Annotated in this window: 17 protein-coding genes; 4 read left to right on the forward strand and 13 right to left on the reverse strand. The window is 42.4% G+C overall.

From position 1 onward, the window contains the following. Nucleotides 1-26: 26 nt before the first annotated feature. Genes ACFSJE_RS08805 through ACFSJE_RS08820 form a run of 4 tightly spaced genes read right to left on the reverse strand, consistent with a single transcriptional unit; the run spans nt 27 to nt 3,652 of the window. Nucleotides 27-2,126, reverse strand: a complete 2,100-nt coding sequence (locus tag ACFSJE_RS08805; RefSeq protein ID WP_379830621.1) for a DUF4301 family protein — start codon at nt 2,124-2,126, stop codon at nt 27-29. After that, the gene (gene pnuC / locus ACFSJE_RS08810) at nt 2,081-2,722 is read right to left on the reverse strand and encodes a nicotinamide riboside transporter PnuC (RefSeq protein ID WP_379830622.1); all 642 of its coding nucleotides are present in this window, start codon (nt 2,720-2,722) and stop codon (nt 2,081-2,083) included. The genes ACFSJE_RS08805 and pnuC overlap by 46 nt, the downstream gene beginning before the upstream one ends. Next, nucleotides 2,706-2,966 (reverse strand): YkoF family thiamine/hydroxymethylpyrimidine-binding protein, encoded by a 261-nt coding sequence (locus ACFSJE_RS08815; RefSeq protein ID WP_379830623.1) that lies wholly within the window; start codon nt 2,964-2,966, stop codon nt 2,706-2,708. Before ACFSJE_RS08815 ends, pnuC begins: the two co-directional genes overlap by 17 nt. 44 nt (nt 2,967-3,010) lie before the next feature. Beyond that, a complete protein-coding gene (locus ACFSJE_RS08820) occupies nt 3,011-3,652 on the reverse strand; it encodes a 4'-phosphopantetheinyl transferase family protein (protein ID WP_379830624.1) in 642 nt (213 codons plus the stop codon). A 75-nt stretch (nt 3,653-3,727) separates the two neighbouring features. Here ACFSJE_RS08820 and ahcY point away from each other — a divergent pair, with 75 nt between their 5' ends. Then, nucleotides 3,728-5,044, forward strand: a complete 1,317-nt coding sequence (ahcY, locus tag ACFSJE_RS08825; RefSeq protein ID WP_379830625.1) for an adenosylhomocysteinase — start codon at nt 3,728-3,730, stop codon at nt 5,042-5,044. 69 nt (nt 5,045-5,113) lie between these two features. Here the strand turns inward: ahcY and ACFSJE_RS08830 are convergent, their stop codons facing one another. Next, a complete protein-coding gene (locus tag ACFSJE_RS08830) occupies nt 5,114-5,692 on the reverse strand; it encodes a DUF3332 domain-containing protein (protein WP_379830626.1) in 579 nt (192 codons plus the stop codon). 125 nt (nt 5,693-5,817) lie between these two features. Between ACFSJE_RS08830 and ACFSJE_RS08835 the strand changes: the two genes are divergently transcribed. Further along, nucleotides 5,818-6,978, forward strand: coding sequence for an alanine racemase (locus tag ACFSJE_RS08835; protein ID WP_379830627.1), 1,161 nt, complete (start codon nt 5,818-5,820; stop codon nt 6,976-6,978). A 1-nt stretch (nt 6,979) separates the two neighbouring features. Here ACFSJE_RS08835 and eutC read toward each other — a convergent pair whose 3' ends face one another. The 8 genes from eutC to ACFSJE_RS08875 form a co-directional block, all read right to left on the reverse strand. Then, nucleotides 6,980-7,741 carry an ethanolamine ammonia-lyase subunit EutC gene (gene eutC / locus ACFSJE_RS08840; RefSeq protein ID WP_379830628.1) on the reverse strand — a complete coding sequence of 254 codons (762 nt, stop codon included), beginning with the start codon at nt 7,739-7,741 and terminating at the stop codon, nt 6,980-6,982. Next, nucleotides 7,738-9,111 carry an ethanolamine ammonia-lyase subunit EutB gene (locus tag ACFSJE_RS08845; protein ID WP_379830629.1) on the reverse strand — a complete coding sequence of 458 codons (1,374 nt, stop codon included), beginning with the start codon at nt 9,109-9,111 and terminating at the stop codon, nt 7,738-7,740. Before ACFSJE_RS08845 ends, eutC begins: the two co-directional genes overlap by 4 nt. Before the next feature lie 54 nt (nt 9,112-9,165). Next, nucleotides 9,166-10,188, reverse strand: coding sequence for a phytase (locus tag ACFSJE_RS08850; protein WP_379830630.1), 1,023 nt, complete (start codon nt 10,186-10,188; stop codon nt 9,166-9,168). A gap of 94 nt (nt 10,189-10,282) precedes the next feature. Then, the gene (locus ACFSJE_RS08855) at nt 10,283-13,177 is read right to left on the reverse strand and encodes a TonB-dependent receptor (protein WP_379830631.1); all 2,895 of its coding nucleotides are present in this window, start codon (nt 13,175-13,177) and stop codon (nt 10,283-10,285) included. Between the two features lie 179 nt (nt 13,178-13,356). Further along, entirely contained in the window at nt 13,357-14,958 is a 1,602-nt protein-coding gene (locus ACFSJE_RS08860; protein WP_379830632.1) for a tetratricopeptide repeat protein, read from the reverse strand. A gap of 148 nt (nt 14,959-15,106) precedes the next feature. Then, the gene (gene rpmA / locus ACFSJE_RS08865) at nt 15,107-15,367 is read right to left on the reverse strand and encodes a 50S ribosomal protein L27 (protein WP_379830633.1); all 261 of its coding nucleotides are present in this window, start codon (nt 15,365-15,367) and stop codon (nt 15,107-15,109) included. A gap of 24 nt (nt 15,368-15,391) precedes the next feature. Then, the gene (gene rplU / locus ACFSJE_RS08870; protein WP_379830634.1) at nt 15,392-15,937 is read right to left on the reverse strand and encodes a 50S ribosomal protein L21; all 546 of its coding nucleotides are present in this window, start codon (nt 15,935-15,937) and stop codon (nt 15,392-15,394) included. 103 nt (nt 15,938-16,040) lie between these two features. Then, nucleotides 16,041-16,487: a DUF4199 domain-containing protein gene (locus ACFSJE_RS08875; protein WP_379830635.1), complete on the reverse strand. Its 447-nt coding sequence runs from the start codon at nt 16,485-16,487 to the stop codon at nt 16,041-16,043. 187 nt (nt 16,488-16,674) lie between these two features. Between ACFSJE_RS08875 and ACFSJE_RS08880 the strand changes: the two genes are divergently transcribed. Beyond that, nucleotides 16,675-17,997, forward strand: a complete 1,323-nt coding sequence (locus ACFSJE_RS08880; RefSeq protein ID WP_379830636.1) for a M16 family metallopeptidase — start codon at nt 16,675-16,677, stop codon at nt 17,995-17,997. Nucleotide 17,998: 1 nt separating this feature from the next. After that, a complete protein-coding gene (locus tag ACFSJE_RS08885) occupies nt 17,999-20,071 on the forward strand; it encodes a M16 family metallopeptidase (protein ID WP_379830637.1) in 2,073 nt (690 codons plus the stop codon). The last annotated feature ends 69 nt before the right edge of the window (nt 20,072-20,140 follow it).

Below are 20,140 nucleotides of genomic sequence, written 5' to 3' on the forward strand. Positions count from 1 at the left end.
ATTTTAACTAATTGTGATTCAATTTTTTAAGCCTGATGCGTCGGCTTTAAAAGATCGTTGACTGTTTTCACTGGATTGAAGGTCACTAGAGGCACCTCTACAAAAATGGTGTTCCAAAAGGCCATGGCCCCATTCCAAAGGCCGGGAAGTTCCAATGCCTTTAATTCCTTGCCTTCTTGGGTTTTGCCTGTGATGAATCCTTGTTTCTCATCCACAAAATCCAAAAGGTTGTATTTTTCCCCTTTATAATTACGCACTCCGCAAACCAAATCAACAGGATTAAAATGGGTTGAATTCTTTAAAAGGTCCGCCTGTTCTTCGTTGGACATATCAATTTGTGCGGACTCAATGATTTGAAGCGAAATATACCCCTCTCCATCCTTTATCCAAAAAGGTCCACCTCCGGGCTCCCCTTCATTTTTGACCATTCCACAGATTCGAATAGGCCTGTTTATTCTGTCCTTCAAAATTGAGAGCTGCTCATCAACGGACAACTCATTATAATTTTTGGGCATCCGTACATTAAGGTCCTTTTCCAAAAAGGCCTTGATTTGGTCAGCTGCTTCCGGGGAAATACCTCCTTCTTCCAGCTGCTTTGCATAGGTAAAGGCCCTATCTTGAACCATTTTCAGTACTCCGGCCAACATTTTTTTGCTATTGGCCACGGCTTCCAAATTTTTATCAATCACCACATTATCAATGTTTTTGATGAAAATGATATCGGCATCTTGGTCGTTCAGGTTTTCAATTAACGCACCATGCCCTCCGGGCCTGAACAAAATGGAACCATCACTGTTCTTAAAAGGTTGATTCTCCATATCCACCGCAATGGTATCCGTGGATGGTTTTTGGTTGGAATACGAGATTGCGAATTCCGTATCCGTGGATTTTGAAATTTTTGGAGCTACTTTGGATTCTTCCTCTGCGAACATCTCATCATGCTGCTCCGAAACCGTAAAGTGAAGATTGGCTTTACCATCAGTTTTGGCATATAGGGCAGCTTCCTTTAAATGTTCTTCAAATGGAGTGGCACTGCCTGAATCATATTGGTGGAATGGCAATAATCCTTTAGGATAAAACCCATAGTTGAGCCCGTCTTCCATCAGCATTTCCTTCACAAAAAGATACGCTTCTTCATCCTTGTTGGCTGCTTTACCCTTGATTCGCCCCATGATCAAATCATAGAAAGGCAACTTGGGCATTTGCTCCGTAAATTTCTTGACATCGGAGTCACCAGTTCTTTCAATATAGGCTGAAAGTGACTCTTTGGAAGGGTCATAGGAGTCCACAAAATTGAACATGGCCTTGAACATTCGGGATGCGGCACCAGAGGCTGGGACAAATTTTAAGAGGTCCAGATTGCCCCGTGAATTTTCAAAATATTGGATGAGTTCCTCTTGTTCTTGGTCTGAAAACCGGAGGATACCATTGGAGACAACGGCGGCCTTTACCAAATCCACAAACGGGATTCCTTCTTTGAAGGTTTCTATTTGGCGGGCCACTTTTTCTTTGGAAATACCTTTGCTTTCCAGTTGTTCCAAGTCTTTTGGACTTAAGTCGATCATGTTATGGAGAAGTTTATCAATGTGTTTTATTGCTGTTGAAAGCCGAGATGTTTTATCTCCCTTTAAAATAATAAAATTCCTGTGATATTTTTCCAAAGTTTCCTTGAAATACGTAAACATTCGTTCTCGTTCATTGGGCTTGTCCCTAAGGTCGTCAGCCTCCCAAGGTGTATCAATATAGGTCAGTAGATAGAGGTCATATGTATTCTGCAAGGCATACTTCTCCAATACAGGGTCACAGGAACCTAAATAATATGCTTCTGAATATACTTTAGTCTCTAAAAGATCAGTATCACAAATGAGAATTTTATTGGCACTTTTGGCCAATTCATTCTCTAATTTCATCTGACCATAGGCTATGGGCACCAAATCTTTGGGTTCGCAGGTCTTGTGTTCGCGGTCCCATTTGTCTTGAAGATATTCCCGGGCATATTCCGGGACCCATTCTGTTTGGTAATGCTCTGCCAGTTCCTTTGATAGGGTGGTCTTTCCGGTGGATTCTGGTCCAAAAAGGACTACTTTGATGAGATTTGTAGGGTCTTGTCCAAGTCTTTCTTCCATGCTAAATATCCCTGAATGGCCAGTACGGTGAAGATAAGGTATTGCAATGAGAACATGCCCCACCCCCTATATGCGTACAATGGCACAGTGATTATATCCCCTATGATCCAAAGGGTCCAGTTTTCCAGTTTTTTGTTGGCCATGTACCACATTCCCGTAAAAAATATTCCAGAAGTAAGAATGTCCACATAGTTGGTGGGCTTGATTTCTGCTCCAAATGCTTTGTAAACGCCAAATGTGACCAATAACGTAAGCAGAAACAGACCAAATCCTATCCACTTTTCCCTTTTGTCTGTTCTGGAAATTTTCACCACAAACTCGCGGTTATTTTTTCTTCGGGCCCAGTTCCACCATCCATAAATACTCATTATGGAAAAGTAGAAGTTCATCATCATATCCCCCAAAAGCCGGTCAACAAAGAAAATATAAGTGGTTATGGCGGTGGCGACCAATCCCGTAGGGTAGACCATAATATCCTCCCGCTTGGCATAGACCACACTGGCTATTCCAAAGAAAAAGGCAGTGGCCTCCAAAATGACCAGGGACATCTCCCGATCTTCGTAGGGCCCAAGGAAGAAATCAAAAATGGGGTTCATAGTCGCTTCGGTCGGATTTTACCATTTTCATAGCCAATACCACATGGTCCAAATTTTCAAAAGTTTCCTTTATCTCTGTTTGAAGCAAATCCATGACCTTATCGTACTCCCCATACACTTGGGTACTCAACGGATTTTCCAAAACCGTGAGCCCGGAAGCACGCAATTTTTTGATAAAATCAATGATTGGGGGCTCAAAATTATCTTGAAGAGGGGTAAGGGTAAGTTCAACGGAAATGTTCATGGGCTATGCGTAAATTTCAGGGGCAAAACTACAAAAAGGAATCGTCATCCCCCCATCATTTTAAGGGCATATACGCAGGTGAAGCCTTCAAATTCCAAAAATTCAACTTCATATTGTGATTTTTTACCCTTGTATAGAATTTCGGCCAAGGTACGGGTGTCCTCAAAGGTAAAATCCATCACATCAATATGCCGTAAAAAACTTAATCCCTGTTGTGCATAGATTTTGTAAAGCGATTCTTTGGCACCCCAAACAATGGTCAATTTCCGGATAAGTGCCTCGGTATTGGCCAAGGTTTTATATTCTTCAATGGGGGTAAATTTGTGGGCTATCCGAAGGATTTTACCCCGTTGCATCTCTATATCAATACCAACCTCATCAGTTTCGCTCACAATAATCCCTGTAAAATTGTGGGAGTGCGTGATGGAAATATGGTTCCCATCCTTTAAATGCGGCTTCCCAAAATCATCATAAAATAAATCATGGTCCACATATCCGGCTTCGGCCAGTAAGTGCCTGATGCTCAGAAAAGCTCTTCTATGATCTTCCGATTTCATGCCATCCATACGGTTTTGGCAATGGGGCGTCAGCTCAATTCCAACGGCCAAATCCTGCTCGGGTTCTTCAACCTTCCAAATATAGACCGATGTGGTGGGGGAAACTGTTATGGTTTTGTAAATGGGCATGGCCAAAAGTTAAGCGAATTTGTATCTTTGTCGCACTATAAAAGCGAAGCTACAAAAGTAAATTTAGATAAAGATATGAGCACAAAGACAATTCCGTATGTACCTTACAAGGTTAAGGATATTTCCCTGGCCAATTGGGGAAGAAAAGAGATTGAGCTTGCCGAGGCCGAAATGCCCGGATTAATGGCATTGCGTGAGGAATACGGTAAGGAACAGCCCCTTAAAGGTGCTCGAATTGCCGGTTGTCTGCATATGACCATTCAAACTGCGGTATTGATTGAAACCTTGGTCGCTCTTGGTGCCGAAGTAACCTGGAGTTCCTGCAATATTTTCTCAACCCAAGACCATGCTGCGGCTGCTATCGCTGCTGCTGGAATTCCTGTATATGCCTGGAAAGGGATGAACGAGCAGGAATTTGATTGGTGCATTGAGCAAACCCTTTTCTTTGGTGAGGACCGTAAACCTTTGAACATGATTTTGGATGATGGTGGGGATTTGACCAATATGGTTTTGGATACCTATCCTGAGTTGGCAGCTGGAATCAAAGGTCTTTCTGAAGAAACCACCACAGGAGTACACCGTTTGTACGAACGTATGAAAAAAGGCACGCTTCCCATGCCTGCTATCAACGTGAACGACTCCGTGACCAAATCCAAATTCGATAACAAATATGGTTGTCGTGAAAGTGCTGTAGATGCCATCCGAAGGGCCACCGATACCATGTTGGCCGGGAAACGTGTTGTAGTTGCCGGATATGGTGACGTTGGAAAAGGAACTGCTGCTTCGTTCCGAGGAGCGGGTGCGATTGTTACCGTTACCGAAATTGATCCTATTTGTGCACTTCAGGCCTGTATGGACGGATATGAAGTGAAAAAATTGGAGACTGTAATTGCCAATGCCGATGTGGTAATCACTGCAACCGGAAACAAGGATATCATCCGTGAAGAACATTTCCGTGCCCTAAAGGACAAGGCCATTGTGTGCAACATTGGACATTTCGACAATGAAATCGATATGGCTTGGTTGAACAAAAACTACGGGAATACCAAGGATGAAATTAAGCCGCAGGTAGATAAATATACTATTGATGGTAAGGATTTGGTTATTTTGGCCGAAGGTCGATTGGTAAACTTAGGCTGTGCCACTGGGCATCCAAGTTTTGTGATGAGTAACTCGTTCACTAACCAAACCTTGGCTCAGATTGAGCTTTGGAACCATAGTGACAAATATGAGAATGAAGTGTATATGCTTCCCAAGCATTTGGATGAAAAAGTGGCCCAATTGCATTTGGCCCGTTTGGGTGCTGAGCTCACCGAGCTTAAGGAAGACCAAGCCGAATATATTGGGGTGGAAGTCAATGGCCCATTTAAACCAGATTATTACAGATACTAGAAAATCAATTTTTCATATAAATAAAAAACCCATGGCAAACACCATGGGTTTTTTTGTCGGTTTTCAGTTTTAATCCGCCAAAAGACCTTGGGAATAATAACAAGTCTTGTTTTCCTTTAGAATGGCCAAACCTTCTTCGCGAGTGCTCATCGGGTCGATTTTAACTTCTTCACCATTGGGCATGTAAACAATGTAGAAGCCTTCCTCAAAAGACGATAGTTTAATGATCTCCCCATTAGGGCGAATGGCATTCCAAGATTTTTCATCGGGCTTATAGAACAATTCCAATTTCTTGCCCTTCTTTGGTCCCTCAACCACGGTAACCTGAATGCGGTTTTGTGTAGCCACCATTTTATAGGTGTTTCCTTCGTGTTCTACCATTTGGGTCTCGGATTCACCGGGTTTCATCGCAATCGGATTAGATCCAGACCAAAACTCGATAACGTTGAAAATTAATACATCACCAAGAAAGAACAGTCCGTAAACAGGAACAATGTTCAATCCCCAAAAAATTAAGTTGTCCAGAAATTTACTGTTGGTGGCGCCTTGGTTCCAATCCTTAAGATTGTTGAACGCCTTAAAAGATCCCAAACAGCTTGAGAACAAAATAGCTGAAGATAACAGCAAACAGGTTGTGAATTTTTTCATGATTTCAAGATTTATGGTTAATATTCTTAAAGCTACGAAAAGCAATTAACATCCTCTGTTCTTGTTTTTGGAGTTTCCATTTAAAAGTTCAATTTCAGGCGGAATCGACTTCAATTTCCGCTCAAATGACTACATTGTTTCCCAAACCAAAACTGAAACAAATAGCACTGAAAATGGGCAAAGATTGGTATGAAATCAAAAACGTGGAGACCGTAGATTCTCCCTCCATTGCACTTTATCTTGATCATTTAAAATTCAATATCCAAGAAATGCTTTCCTTAGTCAATGGAGATGCGGAGCGGTTAATGCCCCACATCAAAACCAATAAAATGCCAAAGGTGATGCAACAGCTCTTACAATCGGGAATTTCAAATTTTAAAGCCTCCACCATTGCCGAAGCTGAAATTGCAGCCGAAGCGGGAGCCGATTCCGTTTTAATTGCGCATCAATTGGTTGGTCCTAAAGTTGACCGTTTTCTTGATTTGATGATTCATTTTCCATCAACCAGTTTTTCAACCATCATTGATAATGTGGATTCTGCCCGATTGTTGAATGAGAAAGCCCTTCAAAAATCCATGACTGCCAACATTTATTTCGACATCAACAACGGAATGGACCGTTCAGGGATAAAAGTGGGCAAGGAACTAAATGCACTTTTGGATTTTATGGAGGGCTGTGAATCCATACAGCTTCAAGGCTTTCATGTGTACGATGGTCATCTTCGCGACAGTGATTTTTCGCTTCGGAATGACAAGATTGAAGCTGGACTTGAAAAAGTGACCACCTGTTTCAATACGCTGAAAGAAAACCATCCCAATATCCAAATGATTTGCGGGGGGACACCTTCATTTACTTCTCATCGATTGCAAAAAGACCGGGTCACTAGTCCTGGCACTTGTGTGCTTTGGGATTGGGGATATGGTGAAAAATTGTCCGAGCAGCAATTCAAATATGCTGCGCTTTTGGTGACCCGAGTCATCTCAAAACCTACGGAGGGAATTGTTACGGTGGATATGGGTCATAAATCAGTGGCCGCCGAAAATCCTATTGACAAACGCATAAAATTCCTGAATCTTGATAACTACGAACTGCTTTCGCAAAGTGAAGAACACGGGGTACTAAAAGTTGCGGATTGGGATTCAATTAAGGTTGGAGATGTCTTTTACGGCGTTCCGTACCATATTTGTCCAACCATTAATTTACATGATGAGGTTTCTGTAATTGAAAATGGAACAAAGGCAGATTCTTGGGAAATTACGGCTCGAAAACGAAAATTACAGTTTTAACTCACTCTTTTTCAAGCAGGTCCTTCAAATTGATTTTGAGTCCTACACCGCTGATTTGCTTTGCAAAGGAGTGTTGAATCAAATAGTTTAAGAGCATGGCACCTTGTTTAGGATTCAGTCCGTTTTTATGAATATTGGAAATACAATTTCTACGCTCATCGGTCAATCCCTTGCTTGGGGCGTAGGTCGTATAAATTCCCATACTCTCTGGGGAAGAAAGCCCGGGGCGCTCCCCAATTAACACAGCGGTAAATTTGGAATTCAGTTGGGTTCCGATTGCATCTCCCAAAGCCACTCGAGCATGCGTGGCCAACACAAAACCCATCTTGTATTTTGAATCGAGATGAGGCAGGGCTTCTTTTAAAAGCGGAATAGCATTGGTGTTGACAGCCTCAGCCGATAGTCCATCCGCCAGAATAAAAACAATATCCAATGTTTGATCGGCATTTTGCAGCAACTGTTCTGAAGCCTCGCTCAAAACCCGACCAAGATCCGGTCGTTTTAGGTATTCTTCCCTGTTTTGAACCTTACTCTGCACCTTCCAAACCGGAAAGCCCAAAGACCGAATTTCATTTTCCAAAAGGGAAACGTCCAATTCGGTGTAAATGGCATCCTTGGCATGGGCGTGGGCCAACTTAAATTGCAACACTTCCTTTAAGGGGATGCTATTTCCCACACTGCCCAGCGCGATTCGGGCATTGGTATAGGCACTAAGGTTATCCCAACCATCTTTTTTTACCAAGCTGCCCTCCTTTTCGCTCATGGCATACTGTTTAGCAAACGATGTGAATCAGATATTGGAATTCGATTTCCCGAACTGTCCATAATACCCATTTTCACCAACCAAGCTTCAAACTCAGGAGCTGGTTTTTTGTTCAATACTTTCCTCAAATAAAGTGCATCATGGAACGAGGTGGTTTGATAATTCAGCATAACATCATCAGAACCTGGTACCCCCATGATAAAATTACATCCGGCTACACCCAAGAGCGTCATTAGATTGTCCATATCATCTTGGTCTGCTTCGGCATGGTTGGTATAGCACACATCCATGCCCATGGGCAGTCCCATCAGTTTTCCGCAGAAATGGTCTTCTAGTCCGGCACGGGTAATCTGTTTCCCATCGAACAAATATTCAGGACCGATAAAACCTACCACAGAGTTTACCAATAAAGGATTAAAATGTCTGGCCACCGCATAGGCGCGAACCTCACAGGTTTGCTGGTCCAAATTCCAATGGGCATTCGCTGAAAGTGCCGAGCCTTGGCCGGTTTCAAAATACATGATGTTTTGGCCGATGGTCCCACGATTGAGTTCCAAAGCCCCTTCGTAGGCTTCTTGTATCATGGACAGGTTTATGCCAAAAGATGAATTTGTTTTTTCGGTTCCTCCAATGGATTGAAACACCAAATCAACCGGAGCATCATTGAGCAATTCCAACGAAGTGGTCAAATGACAGAGCACACAAATTTGGGTGGGAATCTCAAACCGCATCCGGATTTCATCCATCATTTTTAGCTGATTGCCAACAATGTCCACACTATCGGTAACCGGATTAATTCCGATGACCGCATCGCCGCTTCCATAGAGTAAGCCGTCCATCATGCTGGCGGCAATGCCTTTGATGCTATCCGTAGGATGGTTGGGCTGCAATCGAACGGAAAGATGCCCTTTCTTGCCGATGGTATTCCGAAATTGGGTAATCACCTCGCATTTTTGGGCCACGGCTATCAAATCTTGATTGCGCATCAATTTGGAAACCGAAGCTACCATTTCTGGGGTAAGTCCTTTGGAAATTTGGGTCAATTTTTGGGTATCCACCTCATGGGTCAACAACCAATCCCGAAAATCGCCAACGGTAAATCCGGAAATTTCCTCAAAAGCCTGCGAATCATGAGTATCATAAATGAGTCGGGTGACCTCATCTTCTTCATACGGTACCAACGCTTCATTTAGAAATACTTTTAAAGGAAGTTCGCTGAGCACACATTGGGCTGCAATACGTTCCAGATTGCTTTCGGCGGCCAAGCCTGCAAGCGCATCCCCGGTACGGAACGGACTGGCCTTGGCCATCACCGATTTTAAATCGGGAAAGCTGTACACGTGGTTCCGAATGGTATGCTTGTAGGCCATAAAACGAGGGTATGTCTCTCAAATATAACCTCTAAAACCGCGACTTGTAGAGAATCAGTTCATTTTAAGTCCCAATTTTCCCAAATCGTAAAAATAAAAGTCCTTTTGGTCGTTCATTGCAGCAAAAAGTCCATTTGGAAAGGTATCGTTCAATGGAACAGTGACCACTTCGCAGCCATCGGTCTCAATGGTTGATAGATTTACCGCCTTTATAAATTGGTTGTCCTTTCGAGAAAATATATTGAACTGTCCCCGTTGTTGGTCGGAAACAATAATATAGCCTTCACCATTAGGATATGAAGCTATGGCAATGCCTTCAATATCTTCCAAGAAATGTTCTCCTCCAAAACAGGCCAATTCTTCATTGCCCATTTCAGGTTCGGCGTAGTATTTTTTAATGCATTCACCTTCATCTGAATAGTATACAAAACCAAGTTCGTTGTCCACCGCTATGGCCTCAATCTCTTTTCCACCGGTAAAACTTCCGAACTTCCGTATCAAATTGGCAGATACGCCGGTACTGTCCGATTCAAATTTATACTGATAGAGATATGAACCACTTGGGCCAATTTTTCGACCTACAATAGCATACACCGAAGAATCTTTGGGGGATTTGTATAGGCTGATGCCCATGGCCAAACGCTGCTCAACATCTGATTCATCTTCAAACACGGGAAAGCCGCCACCATCCAGCGGTTTCATATCTGGGACAGAGAACAAACGAATTTGCTGTTTCTCTCTTTCGGTGAAAGCAATTACATCCACAGCAACCGAATCATTCAATTGAAAACCATACTCCAAATCCACATTGTTGGGCCGTTGAATGCCTGTAATCGATTTTTCCCTGATGATTTTACCCTCTAAATCAAAAGCATAAACACCACCATTGGTTTCCTTGTCGGTTCCAAAAACAATACTTTTTGATGGGTCCTCAGGATTTATCCAAATCGCAGGGTCATCAGTATCGTTGGGTGTCTTTTCTGTGATGATATCGGGGGCTATGGCTGGTAATTTGTTGCCTTGTTTGCAAGACATAATGGCCAACACCAAAATAAAAGGGATATATCGTGTTTTCATACTAAAAACTGTATTGTAAGGTTCGTCACTCCAAGTACCCGCCCTTTATGGACGGGCACTCATCATGACTTAGTATATAAAATACTACCTGAAATTATTTTCTGAACAAATCGTACTTCAACCCGAAAGTAAAGCGGATATCGTAAAATTCGGCTTGTTGGGTTCTCTCTTTTACACCTTGGAAATACCGTAGGGGCTGGTTGGTGATGTTGTTCACATCGGTATAAATCCTCAAGTTGTTGGTGATAGCGTAGCTGGCATTGAAATCCAAGAAGAATTGCGTGTCATAGTACCTATCTTCGAAAGCATTTCCACCAATCTCATCGATATAGGAATCAGAGAAATTGGCTGAAAGTCGTGCACTGAACCTTTTATCAGCATAGCCCAAAGACCCATTGAACATGTTGGGAGCGGTGTTTGGCAGGTCCAAATCAGTACGCTCATCACCGTCCTCATTGCGGATACCATCAGCACTGGATGATAAGTAGGTATAGTTTAAATAGATGCTAAAGTTTCTGGCGAAGCCTGGCAAGAAATCCAACTGTCGCTGAAAGGATACCTCAGCTCCAAAAATGGAAGCCGAATCCCCGTTCAATGGTTGGAACACATCATAGCCCGTGGTTCCAGAACCAAACGTATCATCAGGAGCTTCTGTGATATAGGTATAGATAAAGTCATTGATTCTTTTGTAGAAAAGTCCACCTGAAACAATCCCTACACTTTCAAAATAGTGTTCGGCATTTAAATCGAAGTTCATGGAAGTGGTCGGGTCCAAATCTGGGTTACCTACAATCACCTCTGCATCTTCATTCACAATTTCTGATCTAGGAATCAAATCGGCATAATTTGGTCGGGCCAAGGTGTTGGTCCAAGCGAATCGCAAAATGGTGTTGGTGTCCACATCATATTTAAAGTGAAGACCGGGCATGATGTTGGTATAGGAGTTCTCATCAGAAACACGTTCTACCTCAATACCTTCCTCAATACCGTTATCTTCGTCTTCTTCAATGTAGATGACGCGGTTTCCATCAGATTCCAATTTGGTGTTTTCCACACGAACCCCTGCTAATACACTCAAATTGCTGGTAAGTTTTTGGTTGACCATGGCATAAGCACCCAATACATTTTCTTTGACTTCAAAATTTCCAGGCAAGAATTCATCAGGCAAGGCTTCTCCGTTGGAGCTGTTCAAATCCAACGCACCCAACCACTCTTCACTGGCAAAATTACCTGCTTCGTATTTTGGTCCGGCCAAATAATCAGGATCAGTGTAATTTTTGATAGGAACATCTCCCAAGGTTGGGAACGCATCCTCCAAGTCATATTCAAAGAAATCATTGTCTCTTTCCTTGGTCTTAAATCGACCTCTAGCTCCAAATTTCACAGATCCATCACCTTGACCGAAAATATCGGCTGGCAATTCAAAATTCACGAAGAAGTTTATATCCTCTTCTTCAGTATATTGGTTTTCATTGGTGATTTCTCCGTATTCAAAATTGCCCATGTCATTAAAATCGGCTGGATCAGCAGCTGTCATGATGGGATACCTTGGGTTGCTGTTGTCATTGTTCACGATGTACTCAGACTCGTATTCTGCGTAGCGCTCATTCAAACGTTCTTCGGAAGCTTTGGCATAAGAAGCCATCCAATCCATTTTTAAGGAGCCCAACAAATGATTCCCACCCAGGGTATAGTTTTGCATGCGTTGGTCCTCTAGACGACGGTTTTTATTTCTACCACCGGCAATACCTCCTTTGGTCTGTCTTTTGATTTCCGCAGGGAAACGGGTCAACATTCCATTGCTTACGGTAAAATCGCCCGCCTCAATGTCTTCACCATCCAAAATTTCCTGTTCCAATCTAAAACGACTCTCCCTATCATCCCTCCAGTTGTACATGGTTTTTAGGTAAATATTGTTCCCAGAATTGATTTGATAATCAAAATTGGCCGCAAAACTTCTTCGTACCCGTTGTACCAAATAGGTTCTTTGCTCGGTAACGTTGGTGTAAGGGTCAACATCAACTTCTTCTAAAATGGGGTCACCTTCATCATCGTCCTCACCTGTGTAATATTCAAATTCATCAGTCCATTCGGCCTCAACATCATCGGAACCGAAATCATTGTCATTGATGGTTGCGGAAAACATGTATCCAAATTTTCCATCATTGGTTCGGTCACCCACCAAAAGGGAACCATTCCAAATTCTTTTATCCGTAATAAAATTGATTCCCGATCCCGCAGTGGCAGAAACCCTGAATCCTTGCGGTGCAGTTCGAGTTACCAAATTCACGGAACCACCCAAGGCGTCCGCGTCCATATCGGGCGTTACGGCCTTGTTCACTTCAATGGTTTGGATCATATCGGAAGGAATCAAGTCCATCTGCACATTCCTGTTATCCGATTCTGCGGAAGGAATACGGCTGCCGTTCAAGGTTACGGAGTTCAACTGTGGAGATAAACCACGCACAATGATGTTCCTCGCTTCTCCTTGATCTACCTGCATGGTAATCCCAGGAATACGTTTTACGGCATCTCCAATGTTGGCATCTGGGAATTTCCCGATCTGGTCCGTGGAAACGACATTTGTAATATTCAAATTGGTACGTTGGGTGTTCAACGCCTTGGCTTGACCACTAAGTCCGTATGCGCTCACTTGAACTTCATCCAGTTCAACATTGCTTGGGTTCAAAACAATACTAACTGCGGCTGTACGACCACCTGTTACGGTCACATCTTGTTCCACATCGGCATAACCCATGTACGTTATTTTTAGGGTATAGCTCCCTTCGGGGATGCTCACTAAGGTAAATCTCCCATCAAAATCAGTTATTGCACCTTTGGAAATTGATTCGATATAAACATTTGCCCCAGGAACATATATCCCGTTTTCATCGGTAATGGTTCCCTGGATATTGCCTGTCTGGGCTTGTGCTTTTACAAAGCCAAACATCAAAATAAGCGTTACAAAAAGTAGTTTCTTTGCGTTCATTGGTTCTTTTTTGGTTCTAGTTAGAATGCAGTCCAAAACTATGTATATCAGCTCATTATGATTTAAACTAAAGGGAAACAAAAAGGAAACAAATCGGTTATACAGCAGAAACAAGAGGGCAACAATTACGTTAGTTTTACATGGGGCTAACCTTTTCCAAAAATTGGGATGAAAATGGGTCAAAGTTCTATCATAAAATTTACCAACTCATCTTTTTGATCTATAGGGAGTTTCTTGCGAAGTCGGTGTCGAGCCACACGAACACTGTCTGGGGTCACCCGAAGAATGGACGCAATCTCCTTGGAAGAAAGATTTAATCTCAGTAACATCCCCAAACGAAGCTCGGCCGGGGAGAGACTGGAATCTGATAGTGTAGACAGTTTTTTAATGAACTCGGGGTGTATTTCCTTGAAAAAATTCATGAATTCGTCCCATTCGTCTTCTTGCTGAAGGTTAAAATCTATCTCCTTGACCAAGGCCTTTATTTTCTCCGAAGTGTCCATGTTTCTTCGGGAAGCAATGTTGCGAAGGGTATTGGCTAAATCGAGTAAGATTTTGTTTTTCTGGGAAAGATGGAGGCTGTACCGAGATAATGATGCGGTTTTGAGTTGCACCTCATTTTGAAGGTTCTTTTCCTCAATGGCCTTTTTATCGAGTTCGGCTTTCAACATCCGTTGCTTGTACTCCTGTATTTTGAGTTTCGCCTTACGTTTTCTGCCCAGATAGCTATACAAAATGGTGAGAATGGCAGCCAGGGCGAACAAGGCCACCCACAACAGGTTCTGATTGGCGGCACTGACCTTGTTCTGCTCCTTCAACAATTGAATTTCCGCTTCCTTTTTATTGGTCTCATAAATGGTCTGAAGCACATTCAGCTGATTGATATTCTGTGCCTTGAGCATGGCACTGTTGTAGGCTTCGGCCTCCATTAATTGGGCATGGGCATTTTCAAAATCACCCATAAGTGCATAGGCTTTGGAGAGGTCTTTATGGGCACTTTCCAATTGATGGAAATCCTTCAATTTCTCCGCAATTTTTTGTGCTCTGCCAGTAAAGTCAAGCGCTAATGTATAATTTCCTGTTTTCCGATAGCTATCACCCAAATTATTGAGCACATTGACTTCTTCGACCGTATTATTGTCCTTTACATACTCATAGGCCTTAAAAAAATATTCGAAGGCCAAATCAAATTCTTCCAAATCCTCATAGATGCTACCAATGTTCTCATTGGTCATGGCTACCCCATGCTTGTCATTCAACTGTTCAAATAGCAGCAGGCTTTCTTTTTGATAGGCCAAGGCTTTATCATACTCCCCTTGTTTTTCATAACAAGCCCCCAGCAAGCCCATCGATTCTGCCTGTCCCTTGCTAAAATCCAAATTCACCGTGGTGTTCATGGTATCGGTGAAGTGCTGTTCGGCCAGCTCAAAATTATTTTGGGAGAGATATACCTTACCTATATTATTGTTCAGGGTGATGTAAAGGGTGTCATTAAAATCAGTTCCGATTTGCTCCAAGGCTCTATTGTACTGTTCCATAGCTTCGGAATACAGCCCCAATGAGCGATAATATTCCCCCAGTTCCAAATGACTTTGGGCTATCTGCTTTGGAAAATTGGGTTTGCTTTTGGACAGTTCCAACTGTTTTTGCAACTCCAAATAGGTAGGGTCCGAAGTTTTTGCAGAAGTAATGTCAATAGAAGTTTGATGGGCCAAACCATTGCTATGGACGAGGACCATCAACATCATCAAAAGAAAAAAAGGTCCAAAAAATGTTCTCATTGAACGTAATTGGCAAAGAAGGTTCAAGAAACACAATTACGTTCGCCCAAATATCACCGTTAGGTTAATAAACCTTTACGAATCGGTTAGGGGGAAAAAAGAAAAGCCCCGCTATTGCGAGGCCTTCATTATGATATATTTTTTGGTCTTACGCTTGGAAAGGCTCAATGGAAACATAAGATTTTCCACCTGCTTTCTTTTCAAACTTAACCAAACCATCCACCTTGGCATGCAAGGTATGATCTTTACCAGCGTAAACATTATCACCAGGATTGTGCTTGGTACCACGTTGTCTAACAATGATGTTACCAGCAACTGCTGCCTGACCACCAAAAATCTTAACACCTAAGCGTTTCGATTCTGATTCTCTACCGTTTTTTGAACTACCTACACCTTTCTTGTGAGCCATAATATATAAATTTTAGTTCGTGTCTTATTTACTTAACGCTTCAATCAACTCAGCTTTCTTCATAGAAGAATAACCGGAAATATCTTTAGCCTTGGCCAACTCTCTCAACTCAGCTACCGTTTTTGCACTCAAATCTTCAGTTGCCTTTGGAGCTTCCTTTTTAGGAGCTTCCTCTTTTTTGGCTACTTCTTTCTTAGGCGCAGCAGCAGGTTTTTCTTCAGTTTTGGCTTTTGCTTCTGGAGCGGCTTTCTTTGCTCCTTTGGCCAAGATACTTTCAACAACGATCTCAGTCAAATATTGTCTGTGACCGTTTTTCTTTTTGAAACCTTTACGTCTTTTCTTTTTGAAGACAATTACTTTATCTCCTTTAAGGTGCTTTACAACTTTGGCCTCAACAGCCGCACCTTCTATGACCGGGGCGCCAATGATTACGTTACCACCATCTTCCAAAAGAAGAACTTTATCGAAAGTAACTTTTTTACCTTCATCTTCTTGCAAACGGTGAACGTACACTTTCTGGTCTTTTGCAACTTTGAATTGCTGCCCTGCCATCTCTACAATTGCGTACATAATGCGTTAATTAGATTAAATTTATGGTCGCTTTATCAAATTAGCGGGTGCAAATATACTGCTAAATCGTTAATCTACAAGTATTATATGCCCTTTTGGGCCATTATTTTTTTTGATTGTTGGAGGATTTAAAGAGTTGCATAAAGGAAAGTGTTAAAACCAAGGTTGTGGCAAACCCCATAATCGCCACCGTGAAGAAAACGATTCCTTGAAAATTCTTGTAGTCCTTAGACCATGTTTTGGAGAGTTCATCCAAAAAAGTACTGTTGAGTTCCGTACTATAAAATGCAAAGAAAATGGTGAACAATAGCGAAGCTATAAACCCTGTGGTGATACCCGCGGTGAACCCATTTCCGTAACTGAACCCCTTCCCTTGCCGGAGCTTGGTGTACTTGATGGTTTCATAAATGCCAAACCCAGTAATAACCCCGTTGAACAGGCTAAAGAACACATTGGTGTGCTTTCCCAAAAGGGACAAGAATAAAAAATACGCAATTAGAATAGCGCTGGTGACTATCCCAAACCGAATGGGAAGGGTTAAATTTTTCATCTCATTTTATTTTTGGATGCGATGTTTAATTTACTGAATGTTTACGAATTATCCCATAGTTTCCCCCAAAGACTTACAGACTATACATTCCCCTAGTAAATTTTATCCTATATTTAACGTAACATCAATCATCAAATCAATACCAACCTTAGTAGTACATCGTACACCAACATTAAAATTGCGTATTATGAAAAGACATTTACTATCGGTGCTTTTCATCCTTGTCATGAGCAATATTCTTGTGGCACAAGAAGTTGCTTTTGAAGAGTATGATCTGAACAATGGCCTACACGTCATTCTACATCGAGACAATTCGGCGCCTGTGGTCACCACCGCCGTAATGTACCACGTGGGCTCCAAGGATGAAGACCCACAAAAAACCGGATTCGCCCATTTTTTTGAACACTTGTTGTTTGAAGGAACCAAAAACATAGAACGTGGCGAATGGGATAAAATAGTGGCCTCCAATGGCGGACAGGGAAATGCCAACACCTATCTGGACCGCACCTATTATTATGAAACTTTCCCATCCAACAGTTTGGAAACCGGACTGTGGTTGGAATCGGAACGAATGATGCACCCCATTATTGGACAAGTGGGTGTGGACACGCAAAAAGAGGTGGTCCAGGAAGAGCGCCGACTTCGGGTGGATAATTCCCCTTATGGCGCTTACTTCGAGCAGATTTGCAAGAACCTTTTCTTTAAACACCCTTACCGATGGGCAGTAATAGGTTCTTTGGAGCACTTGGCCAGTGCCACTTTGGATGATTTCAAAAACTTCAACAAAACGTTTTACGTTCCCAACAACGCAGTTTTGGTGGTGGCCGGTGACTTTGAAACCGAAAAGACCAAAAAGATGATTTCCGATTATTTCGGGCCTATTCCAAAAGGAGCTGAAATTGAAAGGAACCAAATAAAAGAAGACCCCATTACCTCAACTTTATATGCCACTTATCATGATCCCAACATCCAGATTCCTGCCCTATTTATGGCATACCGAACTCCGGGACAAGCTGAACGGGATGCCTATGTGATCAATATGATTTCTACCTACTTGAGTGACGGCGAAAGTTCCAAACTCTATAAAAAATTGGTCGATGATAAAAAGATGGCACTTCAGGTCTTTGCATTTCCATTGGATGGAGAGGATTACAGCGCTTATATTTTGGGAGGGCTTCCGCTGGGCGAATACACCATTCAGGACCTCAAAGATGAAATTGATGCTGAAATCTTAAAACTTCAAACCGACTTGATTTCAGAAAAAGACCATCAAAAATTGCGAAACAAATTTGAGAACGGGTACGTAAACTCCAATAGTGGGGTAGAAGGAATTGCCAATTCCCTTGCAGAAGATTACATGCTCTATGATGATACCAACCTCATCAACACACAAATTGATATTTACCGCTCCATCACCCGGGAAGAAATTCGGGAAGTTGCCAAAAAATATCTAAAAGTCAATCAGCGATTGGAGCTGGAATATTTACCTGAACAACAAGATGCCAATTAAGATGAAAAAGTATATCCTATTTACTGTGCTGTCGCTTTTCTTGGCAGCTGCACAAGCCCAAATAGACCGGACAACGCCACCTAAAAAAGGTCCGGCCCCGGAAATAAATCTTAAGGAACCCGCTCGTTTTGAACTGAGCAACGGACTAAAAGTAATGGTGGTGGAAAACCATAAATTACCACGGGTCAATATGTATCTGACCATAGATAATCCTCCCATTTTGCAGGGCGAGAAAGCCGGTGTCTCCGATTTGACCTCCGCCATGTTGGGGAAGGGGTCAACCTCCATTCCAAAGGATGATTTTTATGAAGAAGTGGACTTTTTGGGAGCTTCCATAAATATTGGTAGTCAGAGTGCTTCTGCCAATTGTCTGTCCAAATACTTCCCAAGAATTTTGGAGCTTATGGCTGATGCAGCCCTCAATCCCAACTTTACCCAAGAAGAATTTGATAAGGAAAAAGAGCAGCTCCTCACCGGACTTAAAAGCCAGGAAAAGGATGTCTCCGCCATTGCCACTCGTGTTCAATTGGCTCTAGCGTATGGCAAGAATCATCCGTATGGGGAGATCACTTCCGAAGAAACCGTCACTAATGTGAGCTTGGCCGATGTCGAACAGTTTTACAGAAACTATTTTGTACCTGCCAATGCCTATTTGGTCATTGTGGGTGACGTAGAACTTGAAAACGTGAAGGAGCTTGTCACCAAAGATTTTACACCTTGGTCCAAGGCGGTCCCACCATCCTTCAGCTATTCAAAACCTACGGATGTGCAATACACCCAAATCAACTTTGTGGATGCGCCGAACGCAGTACAATCCGAAGTGGCTGTGGAAAACATCGTTGACCTCAAAATGAAGGACGATGACTATTTGCATGCCCTTTTGGCCAACCGTATTTTAGGAGGAGGCCCACAAGGCAGGGTGAATCTAAACCTGAGGGAAGACAAAGGGTATACGTATGGTGCCTTTTCGGCAATCAGAGATAACAAGTACAGTCCTATTCGTTTTAGTGCCTCCGCACAAGTGAGAAATGCCGTGACCGACAGTGCCGTGGTAGAAATTTTAAAGGAAATCGATAAAATGATCACCGAACCTGTTACAGCTGAAGAACTTTCCAATGCCAAGGCCGAATATGCCGGAAGCTTTGTGATGGCATTGGAAAACCCAACAACCATTGCCGCCTATGCCCTCAACATAGAAACTGAAGAGTTGCCAAGCGATTTTTACAAAACCTATTTGGAGCGGCTTGATGCTGTCTCAATCACAGATGTACAAAAAGCAGCACAAAAGCACTTGACCACGTCCAATGCAAGGGTGGTGATTACCGGAAAAGGGAGTGAAGTCTTGAAGAATCTTGAAAAGGTCACATTCAAAGGCAAAGAGGTTCCTGTTTTTTACTTCGACACGTTTGCCAACAAAACCGAAAAACCAGAATACAATGTTGCTGTTCCGGAGGGCATGACCGCCAGTACAGTTTTGGAAAATTATATTGAAACCGTTGGTGGAAAAACAAAATTGGAAGGGGTAGAGTCCTATGCTATGGTGGCCGAAGCTGAAATGCAGGGTATGAAATTGGAACTTGAGATGAAGAAAACCACCAAGGATCAATTTATGCAAGACATAAAAATACAGGGCAACTCCATGCAAAAGCAGGTTTTGGATGGTGATTCCGGTTATATGGTGGTACAGGGACAACGCATGGACCTATCTCCTGAAGATATTGAGAAAATCAAAGAAGAATCGGCTGCTTTTCCTGAACTGAACTATTTAGCGGCCGGGAATATAAGCTTGGAGGGAATTGAACCTGTTGGAGACCAAAAGGCTTACAAACTGAAAATCACCGACAAGAAAACCGCTTTTTATGATGTCGAATCCGGTTTAAAGATTCAGGAAATCTCCGTGGAAGAAATCCAAGGGCAGCAAATGCAGAATATTATGGGATATGATAATTACCAAGAAGTATCCGGAATCAAATTTCCTTTTAAGTTGACTCAATCCGTGGGGCCACAAAATTTTGAATTTTTGGTGAAGGAAATTAAGGTGAATGAAGGGGTAAGTCCTTCAGATTTTGATTAAACCCAAAATAAAATATATAAAAAAGGCGCTCGTAAAGAGCGCCTTTTTTGTTTCAACTTGAACCGCTTT

Source organism: Flagellimonas iocasae, from assembly GCF_042682725.1.
GTDB classification, from domain to species: domain Bacteria; phylum Bacteroidota; class Bacteroidia; order Flavobacteriales; family Flavobacteriaceae; genus Flagellimonas; species Flagellimonas iocasae.

Bases quoted from the DNA above. Each gene is read 5' to 3' on its own strand.
- ACFSJE_RS08805 (WP_379830621.1), bottom strand. From the start codon at position 2,126: ATGGAAGAAAGACTTGGACAAGACCCTACAAATCTCATCAAAGTAGTC.
- pnuC (WP_379830622.1), bottom strand. From the start codon at position 2,722: ATGAACCCCATTTTTGATTTCTTCCTTGGGCCCTACGAAGATCGGGAG.
- ACFSJE_RS08815 (WP_379830623.1), bottom strand. From the start codon at position 2,966: ATGAACATTTCCGTTGAACTTACCCTTACCCCTCTTCAAGATAATTTT.
- ACFSJE_RS08820 (WP_379830624.1), bottom strand. From the start codon at position 3,652: ATGCCCATTTACAAAACCATAACAGTTTCCCCCACCACATCGGTCTAT.
- ahcY (WP_379830625.1), top strand. From the start codon at position 3,728: ATGAGCACAAAGACAATTCCGTATGTACCTTACAAGGTTAAGGATATT.
- ACFSJE_RS08830 (WP_379830626.1), bottom strand. From the start codon at position 5,692: ATGAAAAAATTCACAACCTGTTTGCTGTTATCTTCAGCTATTTTGTTC.
- ACFSJE_RS08835 (WP_379830627.1), top strand. From the start codon at position 5,818: ATGACTACATTGTTTCCCAAACCAAAACTGAAACAAATAGCACTGAAA.
- eutC (WP_379830628.1), bottom strand. From the start codon at position 7,741: ATGAGCGAAAAGGAGGGCAGCTTGGTAAAAAAAGATGGTTGGGATAAC.
- ACFSJE_RS08845 (WP_379830629.1), bottom strand. From the start codon at position 9,111: ATGGCCTACAAGCATACCATTCGGAACCACGTGTACAGCTTTCCCGAT.
- ACFSJE_RS08850 (WP_379830630.1), bottom strand. From the start codon at position 10,188: ATGAAAACACGATATATCCCTTTTATTTTGGTGTTGGCCATTATGTCT.
- ACFSJE_RS08855 (WP_379830631.1), bottom strand. From the start codon at position 13,177: ATGAACGCAAAGAAACTACTTTTTGTAACGCTTATTTTGATGTTTGGC.
- ACFSJE_RS08860 (WP_379830632.1), bottom strand. From the start codon at position 14,958: ATGAGAACATTTTTTGGACCTTTTTTTCTTTTGATGATGTTGATGGTC.
- rpmA (WP_379830633.1), bottom strand. From the start codon at position 15,367: ATGGCTCACAAGAAAGGTGTAGGTAGTTCAAAAAACGGTAGAGAATCA.
- rplU (WP_379830634.1), bottom strand. From the start codon at position 15,937: ATGTACGCAATTGTAGAGATGGCAGGGCAGCAATTCAAAGTTGCAAAA.
- ACFSJE_RS08875 (WP_379830635.1), bottom strand. From the start codon at position 16,487: ATGAAAAATTTAACCCTTCCCATTCGGTTTGGGATAGTCACCAGCGCT.
- ACFSJE_RS08880 (WP_379830636.1), top strand. From the start codon at position 16,675: ATGAAAAGACATTTACTATCGGTGCTTTTCATCCTTGTCATGAGCAAT.
- ACFSJE_RS08885 (WP_379830637.1), top strand. From the start codon at position 17,999: ATGAAAAAGTATATCCTATTTACTGTGCTGTCGCTTTTCTTGGCAGCT.